This is a genomic window from Hydrogenophaga intermedia (genome assembly GCF_023715105.1).
Taxonomy (GTDB): domain Bacteria; phylum Pseudomonadota; class Gammaproteobacteria; order Burkholderiales; family Burkholderiaceae_C; genus Hydrogenophaga; species Hydrogenophaga intermedia_A.
On record NZ_JAMBNO010000002.1, the window covers coordinates 273,828 to 291,482 of the forward strand.

Genomic DNA, 17,655 nt, shown 5'->3' on the forward strand with positions numbered 1-17,655 from the left:
TGGTAGGCACGCCTACGGTGGCGGGCGGGACCAATCGGGCCCGGGCAGCGAGAACCGATGGATCGCCGCGGGCGTGGGCACCGGGGCTAGAACCGCCCGTGCCGCCCCTCGCCGGCCGCAAAGCGCTGCGCGCCTTCCAGCGCGTCGGGGATGCGGGCCTTGCCGCGTTGCCACTCCTGCTGCAACGCCTCGCCCAGCGGCAGGTCCCATTGCGCATGGGCGCTTTCGCGGTCGGCGAGCATGGTGGCCTGCGGGAAGCCCGCGAGCTGACGCGCCAGTTCGATGGCCGCCTCGCGCGCCTGGCCGCGTGGCACCACGCGGTTGGCCAGGCCCATCTGCAGCGCCTCGGGAGCTTCCACCTTGCGGCCGGTGAGGATCAGGTCCATCGCGTGGCCCATGCCGATCAGGCGCGGCAGGCGCACGGTGCCGCCGTCGATCAAGGGCACGCCGAAGCGGCGGCAGTAGACGCCGAAGTACGCGTCATCCTCCATCACGCGAAGGTCGCACCACAACGCGAGCTCCATGCCACCGGCCACGGCGGCGCCGCTGACCGCGGCAATCACCGGCTTGGACAGGCGCAGGCGCGACGGCCCCATCGGGCCGAGGGCGCGTGCATCGGCACTGTCGAAGTCCAGATCGGCGAGCACACCGCCCTGCCCGGCCTGCGCGGCGCGCGCACCGAACTGCAGGTCCCAGCCGGCACAGAAATATCCGTGCGCGCCGTGAAAGACCGCCACCTTTGCGTTCGCGTCGTCCTCGAAAGCCAGAAAGGCCGCATGCAGGGCACGCGCGGTGGCGCTGTCGACCGCGTTGCGCACCTCGGGGCGATCGAGGGTGACCACGTGGATCGCGTCGATGACCTCGGTTCGCACACCGATCACGGGGCTGTCGGTCGCGCTCATGCCTCACCCCACCAGCCCACGCGCGGGGCCGCCAGCGCGGCGTCGAGCTCGACCGCCTCCACGTCGATCTCCAGCCGCAGCAGCGCCGCTGCCATGGCCTTGCCCAGGTTGTCCAGCCGCAGGTTGCGCGCGCCGCCGCCCTGCAGCGCCCCCTTGAGCACCAACTTGAGCGCCAGGATGTTGGGCAGCGGCCAGGCGTCCACCTCGCCGGGCAACCACGGCGCGAAGTGCTCGCGCACGCGCGCGGCCGTCACCTCGCGCTGCAGGATGGCGTAGCCCGCCGCGTTCCAGGCGAAGAGGCCGAAATCCACCCAGTCGGCCTTGTCGCCACTGCGCGCGTGGGCGATGCGTGCCAGCGGAATGCGCAGCATGGTCATGCTTGCTCTCCCATCAGTTCCACCTTCACCCCCGCCTCCACCGCGCGCCGGTCCACCAGCGTGGGCCAGATGCCTAGCAACTCGCTCACGTTGTGCAGGCCGGTGAAGCCGCAGGTGTAGGCCGGGCCGCTCAGGCCCATCCAGGGAAACAAGCGGCCAAAGCCTTCGGCCGCGGCCTTCTCGGGGGTGCGCAGCACGAGCCGCGTCCACACCTCGTTGAGCTGGTTCAGCGCGTCGGCCGCGGGCAGCGGCGCCAGCGGGCCGTGCGCCGAGTTCAAGCCCGGGTACTCCACGTACAGCTCGTCGTGCGGCACGCGCCTGTCCTTCAAGAGCGCGCGGATCGTTGCCTGCGCGTGCTGCGATTTGTCCCACGCATCGGGCCACGAGAAACCCCAGGTCACCTCGGCCTTGTAACCGTCGCGATAGCCCGCCACCACCTTGAGCCGCTCGCCCGGCGCCGTGCCGCGCGCACCGGTGAGGCGCACACGGTCGTGGCCCTCATCGTGCAGGTGGATGCCGCCCATGTCGAGTACCACGTCGGGGCTGTGGTACGCGTGCGGGTTGTGCACCTCGTACATCAGTTGCTGGCGCACGGTGTCGAAATTGATGCGCCCGCCCGTGCCCGGCGCCTTGGTGATGAGCGCGCTGCCGTCCTCCCACACCTCGGCGATGGGGTAGCCGATGTGGGCGAGGTCGGGGATGGTCTGCCACGTGCCTTGCGCACCGAAATTGCCACCGCTGCCCTGGCCCGAGCATTCGAGCAGGTGCCCCACGGTGAGGCCTTGTGCCAGGCGGTCGAGGTCGGCGGGCTCCCGCGCGTGCGTCAAGCGCCAGCCCAACGCATGCACCGCCGGCGCGAGGAACAGCGCCGCGTCGGCGACGCGGCCGGTGATGACGATCTGTGCCCCGTCGTCGAGCGCCTGCACGATGGGCGCCGCACCCAGGTAGGCGTTGGCAAAGACGAGACGCTCGCGCACGCCCTGCACCGCTGAACCGTTGAACAGGTGGGGGAAGTCGGCCGCTGCCTCCTGCAGCCGCGGCAGCACGTCGTCTCCGGTGACCACCGCGATGCGCGCCTTCAGCCCCTTGGCCGCAAAGGCCGCCAGCACCGCTTGCGCAGCGCCGTGCGGGTTGAGGCCGCCCGCGTTGCAGACGAAGCGCACGCCGTGGCGCTGCATCAGCGGCCACAGGCGCAGCAGCAATGGCACCACGTCGCGCGCGTAACCGAGCGCGGGGTCGCGCTGGCGGTCCTTTTGCAGGATGGCCAGCGTGAGCTCGGCCAGGTGGTCGCTCGCGATGAACTGCACACCGCCGCGCTCGATGCTCGCGGCGATCGGCTCCCAGGCGTCGCCGTAGAAGCCCAGGCCGGCGCCTATTCGAATCGATTTCATGGCGACGATGTTCATGGCACCTGCGCGACTGCCGATGGGGGAGAACCCCTAGCGGCAGTCCCGGGGAGGACAGCTATAAATCTTCGACCCTCGGGCAAGGCCTGCTCCAAAGCCTGCAGCAAGCACCGACCGGCCCCGTGGCACCACAAGACAGGAGACAGTTCCGTGCAACTGCTGCAACTGCTGATCAGCGGCGCGGCCCAGGGATGCATCTACGGCCTGATCGCGTTGGGCTTCGTGCTCATCTACAAGGCCACCGAAACCGTGAGCTTCGCCCAGGGCGATCTCATGATGGTGGGTGCGTTCGGTGGCCTGCTCACGATGACGATGCTGGGCTTCCCCTACTGGGTGTCGGTGCCGGCGGCCATCATCGGCATGATGCTGTTCGGCATCGGCCTGGAGCGTCTGGTGATCCGCCCCATCCTCGGGCAACCGGCCTTCTCGATCGTGATGCTCACCATCGGCGTGGGCTTCGTGCTGCGCGGGCTCATCACCATGATCCCCAACATCGGCACCGAGACGCACACGCTGCCGGTGCCCTATGCGGGGCAGGTGCTCAACCTGGGCGCGCTCGTGATCTCGGCCGAGCAGATCGTGGTGATCGGCGCCACCGCACTGCTGTGCGGGCTGCTGTTCACGATGTTCCGCTACAGCAAGCTCGGCATCGCCATGCAGGCGGCGTCGCAGAACCAGCTGGCCGCGTACTACATGGGCATTCCGGTCAAGCGCATCAACGGCCTGGTGTGGGGCCTGGCCGCTGGCGTGGCCGCCATCGCGGGCCTGCTGCTGGCGCCCATCACCTTCGTGCACGCCAACATGGGCTTCATCGGCCTCAAGGCCTTCCCGGCCGCGGTGGTGGGCGGCTTCGGCAGCCTGCCCGGCGCCATCGTGGGCGGGCTGATCATCGGCATCGTCGAGGCGGTCGCGGGCTTCTACCTGCCCGAGGGCTTCAAGGACATCGCGCCTTACATCGTGGTGCTGATCATGCTGGTGCTCAAGCCCAACGGCTTGTTCGGCGAGAAGCTGCGTAAAAAAGTCTGAGGCCACATCGACATGCGCTTCCTCTTCAAAACCGACTACGACCAGGACATCCGCCTCGCCAAGCACGGCGGCCGTGTGTTCTGGTACGGCCTGCTGTGCCTGTTCCTCATCGCCGCGCCCTGGGCCATCGACGAATACTGGCTGGCGCAGCTCACCTTCGTGCTGATCTACGGCATTGTCGGTCTGGGCCTCATGCTGCTGGCCGGCTTCACCGGCCTGTTCTCGCTGGGCCACGCGGCGTTTCTGGGCGTGGGCGCCTACACGCAGGCCGTCATGGTGAACGCGGGTGTGCCCTTTCCCGTCGCGCTGGCCTGCGCCGCCCTGCTGGCTGCGGCGGTGGGGGTGGTGGTGGGCCTGCCGGCGTTGCGCGTCAAGGGCATCTACCTCGGCATGGCCACGCTGGCCTTCGGATTCATCGTCGAGGAAGGCCTGGCGCGCTGGGAGTCGGTCACGGGCGGCAACAAGGGCCTGATGGTGAACTACCCCAGCCTGTTCGGCTGGGAGCTCGACTCCACCAACGAGTTCTACTTCCTGTGCTTGGTGGTGTGCGTGGCCAGCACGCTGGCCATCGTCAACCTCATGCGCTCATCCACCGGCCGCGCCTTTGTCGCCATCCGCGACTCGGAGATCTCGGCGCAGAGCATGGGCATTCACCTGGCGCGCTACAAGACGCTGTCGTTCGCACTGTCGGCCGCACTGGCGGGCCTGGGTGGCGCGCTCTATGCGCACAAGATCCAGTTCCTCTCGCCCGAGCAGTTCTCCATCATCCAGTCGATCGACCTGCTGCTCATGGTGGTGATCGGCGGGCTGGGTTCCATCCACGGCGCCTTTCTCGGCGCGATCTTCCTGATCGTGATGCCGCAGCTGATCGCCGTCGGCAAGGACTACCTGCCCGCCGCCATCGGCCAGGCCGCGGGCCTGCAGGGCACGGTGTACGGCCTGGTGCTGATTGCCTTCGTGCTGTTCGAGCCCATGGGGCTCTACGGGCGCTGGCTCAAGGTGCGCGCCTATTTCCAGCTGTTCCCGTTCTACCGCAAGGGCATGTTCAAGCGGCAGAAGTCGTTCCAGAAGTCCGACCGCCTGAAGTGAACACCATGAACGACGACGTCCTCCTCTCTGCAAAGAACCTGAGCGTGCGCTTCGGCGGCGTGCTGGCCGTCAACAACGTGAGCTTCGATGTGAAGAAGGGTGAGGTGTTCACCCTGATCGGCCCCAACGGCGCCGGCAAGACCACGGTGTTCAACCTCATCAGCCGCATCTACACGCCCACCACCGGCACCATCGATTACTCGGGCCCCGAGGGCACCTTGCGCCTGACGGAGCAGCCGCCGCACGCGATCGCCAGGCTCGGCATTGCGCGCACCTTCCAGAACATCGAGTTGTTCGAGCACGCCACCGTGCTGCAGAACCTGCTGATCGGGCGCCACACACACCGGCGCACCGGGCTGTGGAGCGAGATCTTCTTCACCGGCAAGACGCGCGCCGCCGAGATCGAAGCGCGCGAGCGGGTGGAGCACGTGATCGACCTGCTCGACCTGCAGCACCACCGCGAGAGCATGGTGGCCGGCCTGCCCTACGGCGTGCGCAAGGTGGTGGAACTGGCGCGTGCGCTGTGCACCGAGCCGCGCCTGCTGCTGCTCGACGAGCCCTCCTCCGGCCTGAACGTGGAAGAGACCGAGGACATGGCCTTCTGGATCACCGACATCAAGAACGAACTCGGGATCACGGTACTCATGGTGGAGCACGACATGAGCCTGGTCTCCAAGGTGTCCGACCGCGTGCTGGCGATGAGCATGGGCGCCGAGCTGGCCACCGGCACGCCGGCCGAGGTGCAGGCCGATCCGGGCGTGATCGAGGCTTACCTGGGCAGCGTGGACGACGTGTCCAGCCTGCGCCGCGAAAACCACAACAAGGTGTCCGCATGAGCGTTCCCACCAGTGATGCGCCGGTGCTGAAACTCTCCAACGTCGAGAGCGCCTACGGTCCGATCAAGGCCATCCGCGGCGTGAGCCTGCAGGTGCGCCGCGGCGAGATCGCCACCGTGCTGGGCAGCAACGGGGCGGGCAAGACCACCATCCTCAAGACCATCAGCGGCATCATCGACCCGCGCAAGGGCACGGTGGAGTTCAAGGGTGAGAACATCACCGCGCAGGACCCGGCGCACATCGTGCAGCAGGGCCTGCTGCACGTGCCCGAGGGGCGCGAGGTGTTCCCGCTGCTGAGCGTGCGCGACAACCTGCTCATGGGCGCCTACACCCGGCGCGACCGCGACGGCGTGGCGCGCGACATGGAGGCCGTGTTCGCCTATTTCCCGATCCTCAAGGAGCGCGCCACGCAAGACGCCGGCCTGCTCTCGGGCGGGCAGCAGCAGATGCTGGCGATCAGCCGCGCGCTCATGGCCAACCCCGACCTGATGCTGCTGGACGAGCCCAGCCTGGGGCTGAGCCCCAAGCTCACCAAGGAGATCTTCGAGATCGTGGTGCGCATCAACCGCGAGCGCGGCACCACCATCCTGCTGGTGGAGCAGAACGCCAACATGGCACTGAACGCGTCCGACTACGGCTACGTGCTGGAGAACGGCCGCATCGTGATGGAAGACACCTGCGCCCGGCTGCGCGAGAAGGACGACATCAAGGAGTTCTACCTCGGCATGAAGGAAGCCGGCGTGCGCGCCGAGCGCCGCTGGAAGAAGAAGAAGAACTGGCGCTGAGCGGAGCAACCATATGAGCTACCTCTGGGACCTCTCCCACATTCAGCCCGAGACCCGCGTGGTGCTCGAGGGCGACACCATTCCCGCGATGTTCTGGAACGGCGTGAAGGCGCGCGGCCCGGCCGTGTGGATGCGCCAGAAAGACTTCGGCATCTGGCGCAGCTGGACCTGGTCGCAGACCGGTGAAGCGGTGCGCGAGATCGCGCACGGCCTCATGGCGCTGGGCTTCGCGCCCAAGGAGACCGCCTCCATCCTGTCCAACACCACCATCGAATGGGTGCTCGCCGATCTGGCGGTGCTGAGCGCGGGCGGCGTGGCCAACGGCATCTACCCCACCGATGCCGCCGAGCAGGTGCAGTTCCTGTGCGATGACTCGCGCACCACGGTGCTGTTCGTGGAGGACGAGGAACAACTCGACAAGGCGCTGGAGGTGCGCGCGCAGTTGCCCATGCTGCGCCAGATCGTGGTGTTCGACATGGAAGGCCTGCGCGACTTCCGCGACGAGCGGGTGATGAGCCTGGCCGCCTTGCGCGAGCTGGGCCGCAGCCACCTGCAGACCCATCCGCACATGGTGGAAGAGCGCGTGCGCAACGTGAAGCCCGAAGACCTGGCGATCCTGGTCTACACCTCGGGCACCACCGGCAAGCCCAAGGGCGCCATGCACTCGCACCAGGGCCTCGTGTACACCGTGCGCGGCTACAACACGCTGATCGCGCGCGACGGCAACGACGAGTGCATGTGCTTCCTGCCGCTGTGCCACATCGCCGAGCGGCTGGGTGGTGAGTACTTCTCGCTCTACACAGGGGCCAAGCTCAACTTCGTGGAGAACCCCGAGACGGTGCCCGAGAACGTGCGCGAGATCGCGCCCACGGTGTTCACCGCGGTGCCGCGCGTGTGGGAGAAGTTCTACTCCGGCGTGATGATCGCGCTCAAGGAAGCGGGCGCGCTGCAGCAGGCCGCGTACGCGTGGGCCATCGGTGTCGGCCAGCGCGTGGCCGAGCATGTGCTCAAGGGCGAGTCGGTGCCCGGCGGGCTCAAGCTGCAGTTCAAGCTGGCCCGCGTGCTGGTGCTCGACAACGTGCGCAAGCTGATCGGCATCCACCGCGCGCGTTTTCTCGTCACTGGCGCAGCGCCCATCTCACCCGATCTGGTGCGCTGGTACCTCGCGCTGGGCGTGCCCATGCTCGAGGTGTGGGGCATGACGGAGACCTGTGGCGCCTCCACCGGCATTCCGGCCGACCGCATCAAGCCCGGCAGCATCGGCCCGGCCGCGCAATACAACGAGGTCCGCCTGGACCCGGCCACCAACGAGATTCTGGTGCGCGGCCCGAACGTGTTCATGGGCTACCTCAACCTGCCCGAGAAAACGGCCGAGACGATCGACCCCGACGGCTGGCTGCACACCGGTGACGTGGGGACGGTGGATGAGGAAGGGTTTTTCCGCATCACCGACCGCATGAAAGACATCATCATCACCGCGGGGGGCAAGAACATCACGCCCAGCGAGATCGAGAACGAACTGAAGTTCTCCCCGTATGTCACCGACGCGGTGGTGATCGGCGACCAGCGTCCTTACCTCACGGTGATCATCATGATCGACCAGGAGAACGTGGAGAAATTCGCGCAGGACAACGACGTGCCCTTCTCCAACTACGCCAGCCTCACGCGCACCGCCGAAGTGCAGCAACTCATCCAGACCGAAATCGACCGCGTCAACAAGAAGTTTGCGCGTGTGGAGCAGATCAAGAAGTTCTTCCTGCTCGACACCCAGCTCACCGCGGAAGACGAGGAACTCACGCCGACGATGAAGCTCAAGCGCAAGCTCGTGCAGAAGAAGTACGCCGAGCAGATCGAGGCGATGTACCACTGAACCCCTGACCTCTCTCACCAACTCACAGGAGACGACAGCGATGAAGACAACACTGAGCCTGATCGGCGCGGCCATCGCGCTGAGCACCGGCGCCGCGATGGCGCAATCGCAAGGCGTGAGCAAGGACGAAATCGTCCTCGGCTCCATCCAGGATCTCTCCGGCCCCATCGCCGGCTTCGGCAAGCAGGTGCGCCTGGGCATGATGCTGCGTGTGGACGAGGCCAACGAGCAAGGCGGCATCAACGGCCGCAAGATCAAGCTGGTGGTGGAAGACTCGGCCTATGACCCGCGCCGCGCGGTGCTGGCCGCACAGAAGCTGGTCAACCAGGACAAGATCTTCGCCATGATCGGCCACATCGGCACGGCGCAGAACATGGCCGCCATGCCGGTGCAGTTCCAGAAGAACGTGATCAACTTCTTCCCGGTGACGGCCGCGCGCGAGATGTACGAGCCCTTCCACAAGCTCAAGTACAGCTTTGCCGCCACCTACTACGACCAGATGAAGATCGCGGTGCCGCGACTGGCCAAGGAGAAGAACGCCAAGAAGGTCTGCACCATGTACCAGGACGACGAGTTCGGCCTGGAGGTCAAGCGCGGTGCCGAAGATGGTCTGAAGGCCGCCGGCATGACGCTGGCCGTGGAGACCAGCTACAAGCGTGGCGCCACCGACTTCTCATCGCAGATGCAGAAGCTCGCGTCCGAGCAGTGCGACATGGTGGTGCTGGGCACCATCATCCGCGAGACCATCGGCGGCATCGCCACCGCGCGCCGCCTGGGCTTCAACCCCACCTTCATCGGCTCCAGCGCGGCCTACACCGACCTGATCCACAAGCTCGGCGGCCCCGCCATGAACGGCCTGTACGCCACCATGACCGTGCAGCACCCCTACCTGGACGCCACCTCGCAGCCGGTGCGCTTCTGGGCCACCAAGTACCAGACCAAGTTCAACGAGGACCCAACGGTGTTCTCGGTCTATGGCTACAGCGCGATGGACTCCTTCATCCGCGCTGCCACCAAGGCCGGCAACAACCTCACCACGGACAGTTTCATCAAGGCGATGGACACCATGACCATTCCGCCCGATATCTTCGGCAGCGCCGAGATGACCTTCAGCCCCACGAAGCGCCTGGGCAGCAACGCCACGCGCCTCTCGCAGCTCGACAACAACCGCTGGAAAGTGATTTCCGAGTACATGAAGATCGACGGCGCCAAGTAAGCGCACATCCCGATCCGCGCCGCCCGGTCAACGGGCCATGCGCAGACGCCGCCGCGGTGCAAGCCCGGCGGCTTTTTTTCGATCGTGCGGGGGAACCCACGATTCAACCCGGTTACTGAGCGGAGGCCGCTTCGTGCCGCGTCGCCTGGCGGCGGCAACTCCTTATGCAACCCAAAAGTCGCTTGTTGATCCGGCCCGGCAACCCTCGCCCGGCAACCCCCCTGGCACAGAGCGGGGCAAACGAATCCCGCCCCCTGGCTGTTCGGGCCGGCACTGACAACCCCCAGCACACGCTGATCCCACAAACCGCGCTCCCTTCACCGCCAGTCGCACCGGTTCAAAAAGCGGGTGAGCACGCGCTGTTCGGTCAGGGCTCGCTACCCATCACGCGCTACAGGGTGCACAAGCTGGGCTTTCTGGGTCAGTACGGGCCACGGTGCAAGCCATCGCAATTCATCGAAATCCTCACCAACCTGAGATCGCTGCGCAACAGCAGCGATGGAAGTAATGACCCCGAGAGCGTGCAAGCACTGGCCACGCTCGCGATGGAAGCCGGCAGAGACAACGCCCCCGATTGCAATATAGGCGTACTCACCTCGGACGACCCATCGCTCGACACGAACCGCGTGAACGCACTCGTCGCGGCGAACCGGCCACCGGCAGCACACCTCACGCCACCCGGGGTCGCCGTCCAGCCACAGCTCGGCTCTTCGCTCGGCCTGTCTCGCCTGTTCGACACCACCCAATGGACCCCCGAACACCTGCTGGACCTGCACATGCTGGCGTTCTACGAAATGACGCCGCCCGGCGAGATGAATCAACAGATCCGAGGATGGTTCAAGGGAACCTGCGCCCGGGTGCGCGAGCAAGCCTTGAGGGCCGGTGAGCCCCGCGGCAGCCGTGCCATGAAGGATTTCGAACAACGGATGGCGCGCATTGCCGACAGTATTCGCGCCTTTGACCAGCAGCAGCATGGCAACGACGAGCGCAGCGCTGCATCCGAGACCAAGCGCGTGCGCCGGGACATCAGCGAACCCACCGCGCCCGAGACGCCCAAAGCGACTGTGACCACGACCTCAACGAGCAACGCAAGGCCGGTGCTCGCCTTGCCCGTGGTCCAGCTCGGGGACCTTCCCCGCGGCGAACCCGCGGCGTCGCGGCGTCTGGTCGCGGCCTACGGACGACTGCAGCGCGCGTTTCAACCGCCTGCCCAGATACAACCGGTTGGCCGTCTGGCCAGAGGCGTGCGTGACGCTTTCCAGGAAGCCGCCCACGCGGCCCTGGCTCAAGACCGGATGGACGTGTACCAACTGATCGAGGCGGCAGCCGCTTCCTGGATGGATCAGGCGCGCCAGGCCGTGAGGGGCGCACTGGCCCCGGGCAAGACAATGCCACCCGACCTGTTCGATCTCATGACCGGCGCACCAAGTGACCTGATCGTGGCCATGCAGTCCCGGAGCATCGCGCTGGCCATGAACCTCAAAGCCCCCGAGGGCGGCGAAATCGACACCATCGTCTGAGGGGCGCCACGGCGCGCTCCCCCCGTGGTCGCAGAATGGGCACATGAGTTCCAACACCGCCCAATGGCTGGCCGACGCACTGCTCGCGCTGCACGTGGGCGTGGTGCTGTTCGTGGTGGGCTTGCTGCCACTGGTGCTGGCGGGCGGCGTGCTCGGCTGGCGCTGGGTGCGTCATCGTGGGCTTCGCCTCACGCACCTCGGCTTGATCGTCTTCATCGCGGCGCAAGCCTGGCTCGGGCAGCTGTGCCCGCTCACCGTGTGGGAGCAGGATTTGCGGCGCATTGCCGGCCAGGGCGCCTACACGCAGAGCTTCATCGAGCACTGGCTTGCGCGCCTGCTCTACTGGGACGCGCCGTGGTGGGTGTTCGTGACCGCCTACACCACCTTCGCGGTGCTGGTGGCGCTGGCGTGGTGGTGGGTGCGGCCGGCCCGCCAGCTCACAACCGGAACACCTTGACCGCATTGCCCCCGCGTACGGCCTCGCGCAGGCCGGGGCCAAGGCCGTCGACCTTGCGCAGCGCACCGGCCACGTCGTGTACCTGGTGCGGCCAGTCGGTGCCCAGCATCACCTGCGAGGGGCCGACGATGGACACGAGGTATTCCAGGGCGCGCGGGTCGTAAGTGATGCTGTCGTAAAAAATGTGGCGCAGGTAGTCGGTGGGTTTGCGTTGCATGCGCCGCCGCTGCGGGATCTCCACCTCGTCGCCCTTCTCGAAGCGGCCCACCAGGTAGGGCAGCGTGCCACCGCCGTGCGAGGCAATGAGCTTCATGTTCGGAAAGCGGTCGAAGAAGCCGTCGAAGATCATGCGCGTGAATGCCAGCGTGGTGTCGAACATGAAGCCGACCGACCAGCTCAGGTCGTACTTGGTCATGTCCATCAGGTCCACGCCGGGCGGGTCGGTGGGGTGTACCAGCACCGGCAGGCCGCGGCGATCGATCTCGGCCCAGACGGGCTCGAAGAACGGGTCGGTGAGGCTGCGGCCCGAGATGTTGGCCAGCACCATCACCCCCACGGCGCCGTTGGCACAACTGCGCTCGAGCTCCTCCACGGCGCGGTGCGGGTACTCCCACGGCAACGAGGTGAACCAGCGGATGCGGTCGGGCCAGCGGCCTTGCGCGCGCGCCATCGCGTCGTTCGACTCCACCGCCGCCTGGCAGCTGGTGGCCTCGTCGCCCCAGTACACATTGGGGCAGGTGAGCGAGACGATGGAAATGTCGATGCCGGCGTCATCCATGGTGCGGATGCGCAGCTCGTAGTCAAAGTGCCCGCGCTGGGGAATCGCCACCGGCGTGTTGCCGCGGAAGATCTCGTCTTGCCCATCGGGGCGGCGCTGGATGTTGTATTGCCCACCGCGGGCCTTGAGCAGCTCCAGCCAGGCGGGCGTGTACATGTGGGTGTGGACGTCGATCACGGGCATGCAGAAATCCTTCTGTTGTGCGAAGCACCCGACACGATGCCGCGCCGCGCGATTGTTAGCAAGCCTACTTTCCCGGGGTAAACACGCATGGACGCCGCGTATGCCGATTCCAGAATGGCGGCGCCCCACCCCACAACAGGAGACAACCCCATGCAAAGACGCCATTTCCACGCCCTGGCAGGCGCCACCTTGCTGGCCGTGGCCGGCCTGGCCTCGGCGCAGGACAACACCTTGCGCGTGTGGGTGGGCTTTCCGCCCGGTGGCTCGGTGGACACCGTTGCACGGCTGGTGGCCGAGAAGATGAAGGCCTCGCTCAACCAGAACGTGATCGTGGAGAACAAGCCCGGGGCCGGCGGGCGACTGGTGCTGGGTGAACTGCGTCGCGCCGCACCCGATGGCAACACCATCGTGCTGGCACCGAGTGGCGCACTCGTGATCGCGCCCTACCTGTACAGCAACGTCGGCTACGACCCGATCAAGGACTTCACGCCGATCGCGCGCACCACCGTGTTCGACTTTGCCGTCACCGCCGGGCCGGGCGCGCCGCAAGGCAACCTCAAGGCTGTGCTCGACTGGATGAAAGCCAACCCCGGCAAGGCCAGCTACGGCACCTCGGGCGCGGGTACGGTGCCGCACTTCGCGGGCCTGCTGATCGGCCAGGCCAGTGGCGTGCCGCTCACGCACGTGGCCTACCGCGGCGGCGCGCCCGCCGCACAAGACCTGCTGGGCGGCCAGATCCCGCTGATGGTGGACACCGCTTCGGAAACCATCGAACACCACCGCGCGGGCCGCCTGCGCATCCTGGCCGTCACGGGCGAGCAGCGCTCGGCCGCGCTGCCCGACGTGCCCACGCTCAAGGAGCAAGGCATCAACATGGCGGCCGATGCCTTCTTCGCCTTTTTCGGCCCGGCTGGCGTGAACGCGCAGATGAGCGAGCGCATCAGCGCGGCCGTGGCCCAGGCCCTGGCCGACCCGGGCATCCAGGAGCGCATCCGCAACTTCGGCCTGGTGCCCAGCCACGCCGGGCCCGCGCCCACCGCCGCCATGGTGGCCGAACACCTCAAGCGCTGGGAGGCGCCGGTGAAAGCCTCGGGGTTCAAGCCCGAGTAAGCCAGCGCTTCATTCGCCCCGTCAGCCTGCGCGTCGCCAGCCAACGCGCGGCGCTGCACGGGCTAGGGCGCGCGCAGGGTGGCCAACAGCGCCTGCACGCCCGCCAGCTCCATCGCCTGCGGCGTGGCGCACAGCAACAGGCGCCGGCGCGACCACGCGTCCGCCAACGGCACGACCACGGCCGGCGCCACGCGCCAGCGCTGCGCCGCGCTCAGCGGCATCACCGCCGCGCCCACACCGTCGGCCACCAGCCGCGCGATGGCCGCGAACTGCCCCAGCCGCACCCGGTGGTGCGGCACGCGCCCGCAGCGGCTGGCCTGCACGGCCAGGTAACGGCTCAACCCGGCGTCGGCCGGCAAGCCCACGAACGGCTTCTCCAGCAGCTCCGCAAAGCGCACCGCCCCGGGCGCGCGGCCCAGCCAGCCGCGCGGCAGCAATGCCACCAGCTGGTCGTCGGCCCAGGGCCAAGCCATGAGTCCGCGCGTGTCCACATAGTCGGAGACCACGCCCACATCGCCCAGGCCGCGGTGCAGTCCGTCCATGATGGCGTCGCTGGGCAACTCCTGGACGTCGAGATCGATGTCCGGGTGCTGCACCAGAAACCGCCCGAGCCGGGGTGGCAACGGCTCCGCCAGGGCGGCGGTGATGGACAGCAGACGCACCGTGCCGCGCAGGCCGCGGCCAAAGCCCGCCATCTCCACGTGCAAGGCCTCCAGCTCGGCGAGCACCCGCCGTGCATGCCGCGCCAGCGCCTTGCCCGCGTCGGTGGGTGAGGCGCCGGCCTTGGAGCGGCCCAGCAGCGGCGTGCCCACCACGGCCTCCAATGTCTTCAGCCGCGCACTCGCCGCGGCCAACGACAGGCTGGACGCCTGTGCCGCCGCGGTGATGGTGCCGTGCTCCAGCACCGCGCTGAACAGGTGCAGGTCGAACGGGTCGACGCGGTAATCGACGGTGCGGCGGGTGGTGTGTTTCGATCGGGCGGTGGGCATGGTCGATCCTTCGGCGAGCATGAAGGATACGCACGACAACTTGGGATGCTCGTCCAAGGTCAATGCGCAGCACATCCTTCGAAAACGCCGAAGGATGCCTCAACACCTGTCTGATCGACGACGAGGCGCCACTGCGTCACCATGCGCCCATGCCCGATCCGACCGAGCTTGTGCTGATCGCCACCGTCTTCGTGCTCTCGGGCACCGTCAAAGGCATCACGGGCATGGGCCTGCCCACCGTGGCCATCAGCCTGCTGGGTTTGTGGATGTTGCCCGCGCAGGCCGCAGCGCTGCTGGTGGCCCCCACCCTGGCCACCAACGTGGCGCAATGCCGTGGCCCGCACACAAGGATGCTGGTGCGCCGCCTCTGGCCCGCGTGGCTGGGGCTGGCACTGGCAACCGCGCTGGCGCCGGGCCTGGGCGGCGCGCCGCTGCCATTCGATGTGCGCCACGCACTTGGCGCGGTGCTGGTCCTCTACGGCGCCTGGGGTTTGTGGCGCCCACGCCTGCCCGACCTTTCCCAGCGCCACCCCGCCTGGGGCGCCCTGGCGGGCGGCACGGCCGGTCTCATGACGGCGATGACGGCGGTGTCCGTGATGCCGCTCGTGCCCTACCTGCAGAGCCTCAAGCTCGACAAAGACGCGCTGGTGCAGGCACTGGGCCTGGGTTTCACCGTGGCCATGATCGCGCTGGCGCTGCGCCTGCAAGCCAGCGGCGGGCTCAACCTGTGGTCCGCATCCACCGCCATCGCGCTGGGGGCCGCGTTCGCCGGCATGTGGTTGGGCGCCCTGGCGCGCGGCAGGCTCAGCGCTGCAGCCTTCCAGCGTGGCCTGTTCATCGTGTTCATCGGCCTCGGTCTGGCCAACCTCACCAAGTAGCCTCTGCGGCACACCGCTCGCATAACACCCTCATGCATCAGTGCGACATTGCGTTCGGGCTAGACTCCCGCGCATGTTGAAATCCCCGGCCACCGTTTTCGCTGCACACGCGCTTGCGTCGTGCACGGCGGCCACGCGCCCTCGCTCCGGCCAATGCGTGGCCGTCGGCAGCCAGTGCCTGCTGGCCGCAGATTCCTGAGCCCGGCGATCGCTCCCTCCCCCCTCACCGCACACACCTTCCATCGCCGGGCCCCTCGCCCCGTGCGAAGCATGGCCTGACCGCATCGCGGCCCGGGCCTCTGGAAGGAGTTCACCGTGTCCCTCACGCTCCGGCACACGCACGTGCCAAGCCACCCGCCCTGGCTGCCGGGTGCGCCGATCGACGCCCACCGCTTCCAATGCCGCCACCACGAAGGCGTGGCACCCCCCGCACCGCTGCTGGCGCTGACCACCCTGCGCCCTGGCACCGGCGACGCCTTGCACAAGGCGGCACGGCTGGCGCGCACGCTGGGCACCGACCTGCGCCTGGCCTGGTGCACCGATGAACACCCCAACGGCCTGAGCGACCCCATGGCGCGGCTGCAGCAGCGCGCGCGCGTGCTGCGCCGCCGCCATGCGCTGGCCGTGCACGTGGCCGGCACCCCCGTGCGCACAGCCGCCGAGGCCGTGCGCCTGGCACGCACCGCCAGCCTCACCTGCCTGGCCGATGCCCCATCGGCTGCCACCGCGGGGACATCGCGCGCCACCCTGGCCGAGCGCCTGCTGACACCGCTGCTGCGCGCGGCCAGTGCCCCGGTGTGGGTGATCCACCGCGCTGAAGCCGACGGCGTGCGCAGCGTGCACTGCCTTCTGCGCCCCGACGCGCTCGACGCGCCGCTGCTGGCCTGGGCCTGGCGCCTGGCCGCACAGCGACCGCTGCGCCTGGTGCACGTGCTGCCCACCGCGCTGCCCGCCGACGACCCGCGCGACATCGTGGCGTGGACGGTGTTCGACCACATGCAGCGCCAGCGGCGCCTGCAGGCGCACCACACGCTGGACCAACTGGCCGCGCCGCTGCGAACCGCCGCATGCGCGAAAGGTTGCGCACCCCTGCACGACGTGCAGACCACCGTGCTCTTTGGGGACGTCGACGACGAACTGCAAGCCCACCTGGCCCGCAGCACCGTGGGCACACTCGTGATGGGCCACACATGGCGGCGCTGGTGGCCGTGGGGCGGCGTGCGCGCCCGGGCCCTGATGCACCTCGCCGACGACACCCTGGTGGTGCCTCAGCCCGCGCGTTCGCTGCGGGCCGCGCTGCGCCGCGCCTGGGCCGGCCTGCTGGCCGCGGCCTGAGCGGAGATGACGATGGAACTCACCAAACGCTTCATCAAAGCCAAAAGCCCGTGCGCGGACGGCTTTCGCTGGCTGCTGCGCCACCACCCGCAAGGCAACGACTACCAGGCCCTGCTGGATGCCCTGGTGGCCGACGGCCGCGTGGACGACGCCTGCTGGCTGCTCACGCAGTTCGGCCCCACCAGCGCGGTGCTGCAGCTTGACCATTTCTCGGGCCTGGCGCTTGTGTTCGCGGGTTCCGTTGAGGTGCGCCGCGACATCGATGCCCATGGCCTGGTGCGTGCCGGGCGCTCGCTGCGCGCGGGCGGCGCCATCCGCGCCGGCGGCATCGTGAGCGCGGGCGAGGCCATCGTGGCCGGCGGCGTGATCGAGGCCACGGGCGTGGACGCCGGCGGCGACCTGCAGGCCGGCGCACTGCACATCGAAGGCCCGGTGCGCGCACGCGATCACCTGCGGGTGACGCGCGACCTGGTGTGCCAACGCGAGCTGAAGGTGGGCGCGCAAGCCAGCGTGGGCGGCGTTCTGCAAGTGCGTGGCGACGTGCAGTGCGGGCGCAGCCTGCGCGTGCGCGGCGCCGCGCACGTCAGCGGCCACCTGCGCGCCGGCGACGGCGTGCTCACCGACAGCGACCTGCACTGCGAACGCCACCTGGACGCCGGCTGGGGCATCAAGGCCGGCGGCGACATCACCGCGGGCGGCGCCATCCGCGCGGGCGAAAGCCTGAGCGCACAAGGCGCCATCCGCGCCGGCGAAGGCTATGGCGTCTACGCCGGCCTGTGCGTGCCGCGCGAAGACTGGGCTACCAGCGCGCGCGTGAGCGCGAGCCACCGGCCCGAGCGGTTGCTGAGCGGTTGCTGAGCGGCTGGTGGGCGAGCGACGGCGCATCGGACCACGACGA

At 68.3% G+C, this 17,655-nt stretch carries 17 protein-coding genes; 12 read left to right on the forward strand and 5 right to left on the reverse strand.

Annotated elements, in window-relative coordinates; translation table 11 throughout:
* Window positions 1–86: 86 nt before the first annotated feature.
* From M3149_RS03015 to M3149_RS03025, 3 genes are read right to left on the reverse strand one after another with little or no spacing between them, the layout of a single operon-like run.
* A complete protein-coding gene (locus M3149_RS03015; protein ID WP_251707849.1) occupies window positions 87–902 on the reverse strand; it encodes a crotonase/enoyl-CoA hydratase family protein in 816 nt (271 codons plus the stop codon).
* Complete coding sequence (locus M3149_RS03020; protein ID WP_251707850.1) at window positions 899–1,279, reverse strand: AtuA-related protein; 381 nt, start codon at window positions 1,277–1,279, stop codon at window positions 899–901. Before M3149_RS03020 ends, M3149_RS03015 begins: the two co-directional genes overlap by 4 nt.
* Complete coding sequence (locus M3149_RS03025) at window positions 1,276–2,685, reverse strand: acyclic terpene utilization AtuA family protein (RefSeq protein WP_251707851.1); 1,410 nt, start codon at window positions 2,683–2,685, stop codon at window positions 1,276–1,278. The genes M3149_RS03020 and M3149_RS03025 overlap by 4 nt, the downstream gene beginning before the upstream one ends.
* Window positions 2,686–2,835: 150 nt before the next feature.
* Between M3149_RS03025 and M3149_RS03030 the strand changes: the two genes are divergently transcribed.
* From M3149_RS03030 to M3149_RS03065, 8 genes are all read left to right on the forward strand, one after another.
* Window positions 2,836–3,711, forward strand: a complete 876-nt coding sequence (locus tag M3149_RS03030) for a branched-chain amino acid ABC transporter permease (RefSeq protein WP_251707852.1) — start codon at window positions 2,836–2,838, stop codon at window positions 3,709–3,711.
* A gap of 12 nt (window positions 3,712–3,723) precedes the next feature.
* Window positions 3,724–4,800, forward strand: coding sequence for a branched-chain amino acid ABC transporter permease (locus tag M3149_RS03035; protein WP_251707853.1), 1,077 nt, complete (start codon window positions 3,724–3,726; stop codon window positions 4,798–4,800).
* 5 nt (window positions 4,801–4,805) lie between these two features.
* The gene (locus tag M3149_RS03040) at window positions 4,806–5,636 is read left to right on the forward strand and encodes an ABC transporter ATP-binding protein (protein WP_251707854.1); all 831 of its coding nucleotides are present in this window, start codon (window positions 4,806–4,808) and stop codon (window positions 5,634–5,636) included.
* The gene (locus M3149_RS03045; protein ID WP_251707855.1) at window positions 5,633–6,421 is read left to right on the forward strand and encodes an ABC transporter ATP-binding protein; all 789 of its coding nucleotides are present in this window, start codon (window positions 5,633–5,635) and stop codon (window positions 6,419–6,421) included. Before M3149_RS03040 ends, M3149_RS03045 begins: the two co-directional genes overlap by 4 nt.
* Before the next feature lie 13 nt (window positions 6,422–6,434).
* Window positions 6,435–8,291 carry an AMP-dependent synthetase/ligase gene (locus tag M3149_RS03050; protein WP_251707856.1) on the forward strand — a complete coding sequence of 619 codons (1,857 nt, stop codon included), beginning with the start codon at window positions 6,435–6,437 and terminating at the stop codon, window positions 8,289–8,291.
* Window positions 8,292–8,331: 40 nt separating this feature from the next.
* On the forward strand, window positions 8,332–9,507 hold the full coding sequence (locus tag M3149_RS03055; protein ID WP_251707857.1) for an ABC transporter substrate-binding protein: 1,176 nt from the start codon (window positions 8,332–8,334) through the stop codon (window positions 9,505–9,507).
* Window positions 9,508–9,905: 398 nt separating this feature from the next.
* The gene (locus tag M3149_RS03060; RefSeq protein ID WP_251707858.1) at window positions 9,906–11,027 is read left to right on the forward strand and encodes a hypothetical protein; all 1,122 of its coding nucleotides are present in this window, start codon (window positions 9,906–9,908) and stop codon (window positions 11,025–11,027) included.
* Between the two features lie 43 nt (window positions 11,028–11,070).
* On the forward strand, window positions 11,071–11,484 hold the full coding sequence (locus M3149_RS03065; protein WP_251707859.1) for a DUF2784 domain-containing protein: 414 nt from the start codon (window positions 11,071–11,073) through the stop codon (window positions 11,482–11,484).
* Here the strand turns inward: M3149_RS03065 and M3149_RS03070 are convergent.
* On the reverse strand, window positions 11,465–12,445 hold the full coding sequence (locus M3149_RS03070; RefSeq protein WP_251707860.1) for an amidohydrolase family protein: 981 nt from the start codon (window positions 12,443–12,445) through the stop codon (window positions 11,465–11,467). The two genes, M3149_RS03065 and M3149_RS03070, sit on opposite strands and share 20 nt — an antisense overlap.
* 150 nt (window positions 12,446–12,595) lie before the next feature.
* Between M3149_RS03070 and M3149_RS03075 the strand changes: the two genes are divergently transcribed.
* Window positions 12,596–13,555 carry a Bug family tripartite tricarboxylate transporter substrate binding protein gene (locus tag M3149_RS03075; protein WP_251707861.1) on the forward strand — a complete coding sequence of 320 codons (960 nt, stop codon included), beginning with the start codon at window positions 12,596–12,598 and terminating at the stop codon, window positions 13,553–13,555.
* A 62-nt stretch (window positions 13,556–13,617) separates the two neighbouring features.
* Here the strand turns inward: M3149_RS03075 and M3149_RS03080 are convergent, their stop codons facing one another.
* A complete protein-coding gene (locus M3149_RS03080; protein ID WP_251707862.1) occupies window positions 13,618–14,544 on the reverse strand; it encodes a LysR substrate-binding domain-containing protein in 927 nt (308 codons plus the stop codon).
* A gap of 62 nt (window positions 14,545–14,606) precedes the next feature.
* Between M3149_RS03080 and M3149_RS03085 the strand changes: the two genes are divergently transcribed.
* The 3 genes from M3149_RS03085 (at window position 14,607) to M3149_RS03095 (ending at window position 17,615) form a co-directional block, all read left to right on the forward strand.
* On the forward strand, window positions 14,607–15,422 hold the full coding sequence (locus M3149_RS03085; RefSeq protein ID WP_251707863.1) for a sulfite exporter TauE/SafE family protein: 816 nt from the start codon (window positions 14,607–14,609) through the stop codon (window positions 15,420–15,422).
* A gap of 315 nt (window positions 15,423–15,737) precedes the next feature.
* The gene (locus M3149_RS03090; RefSeq protein WP_251707864.1) at window positions 15,738–16,757 is read left to right on the forward strand and encodes a hypothetical protein; all 1,020 of its coding nucleotides are present in this window, start codon (window positions 15,738–15,740) and stop codon (window positions 16,755–16,757) included.
* 12 nt (window positions 16,758–16,769) lie between these two features.
* Entirely contained in the window at window positions 16,770–17,615 is an 846-nt protein-coding gene (locus M3149_RS03095; RefSeq protein ID WP_251707865.1) for a FapA family protein, read from the forward strand.
* The last annotated feature ends 40 nt before the right edge of the window (window positions 17,616–17,655 follow it).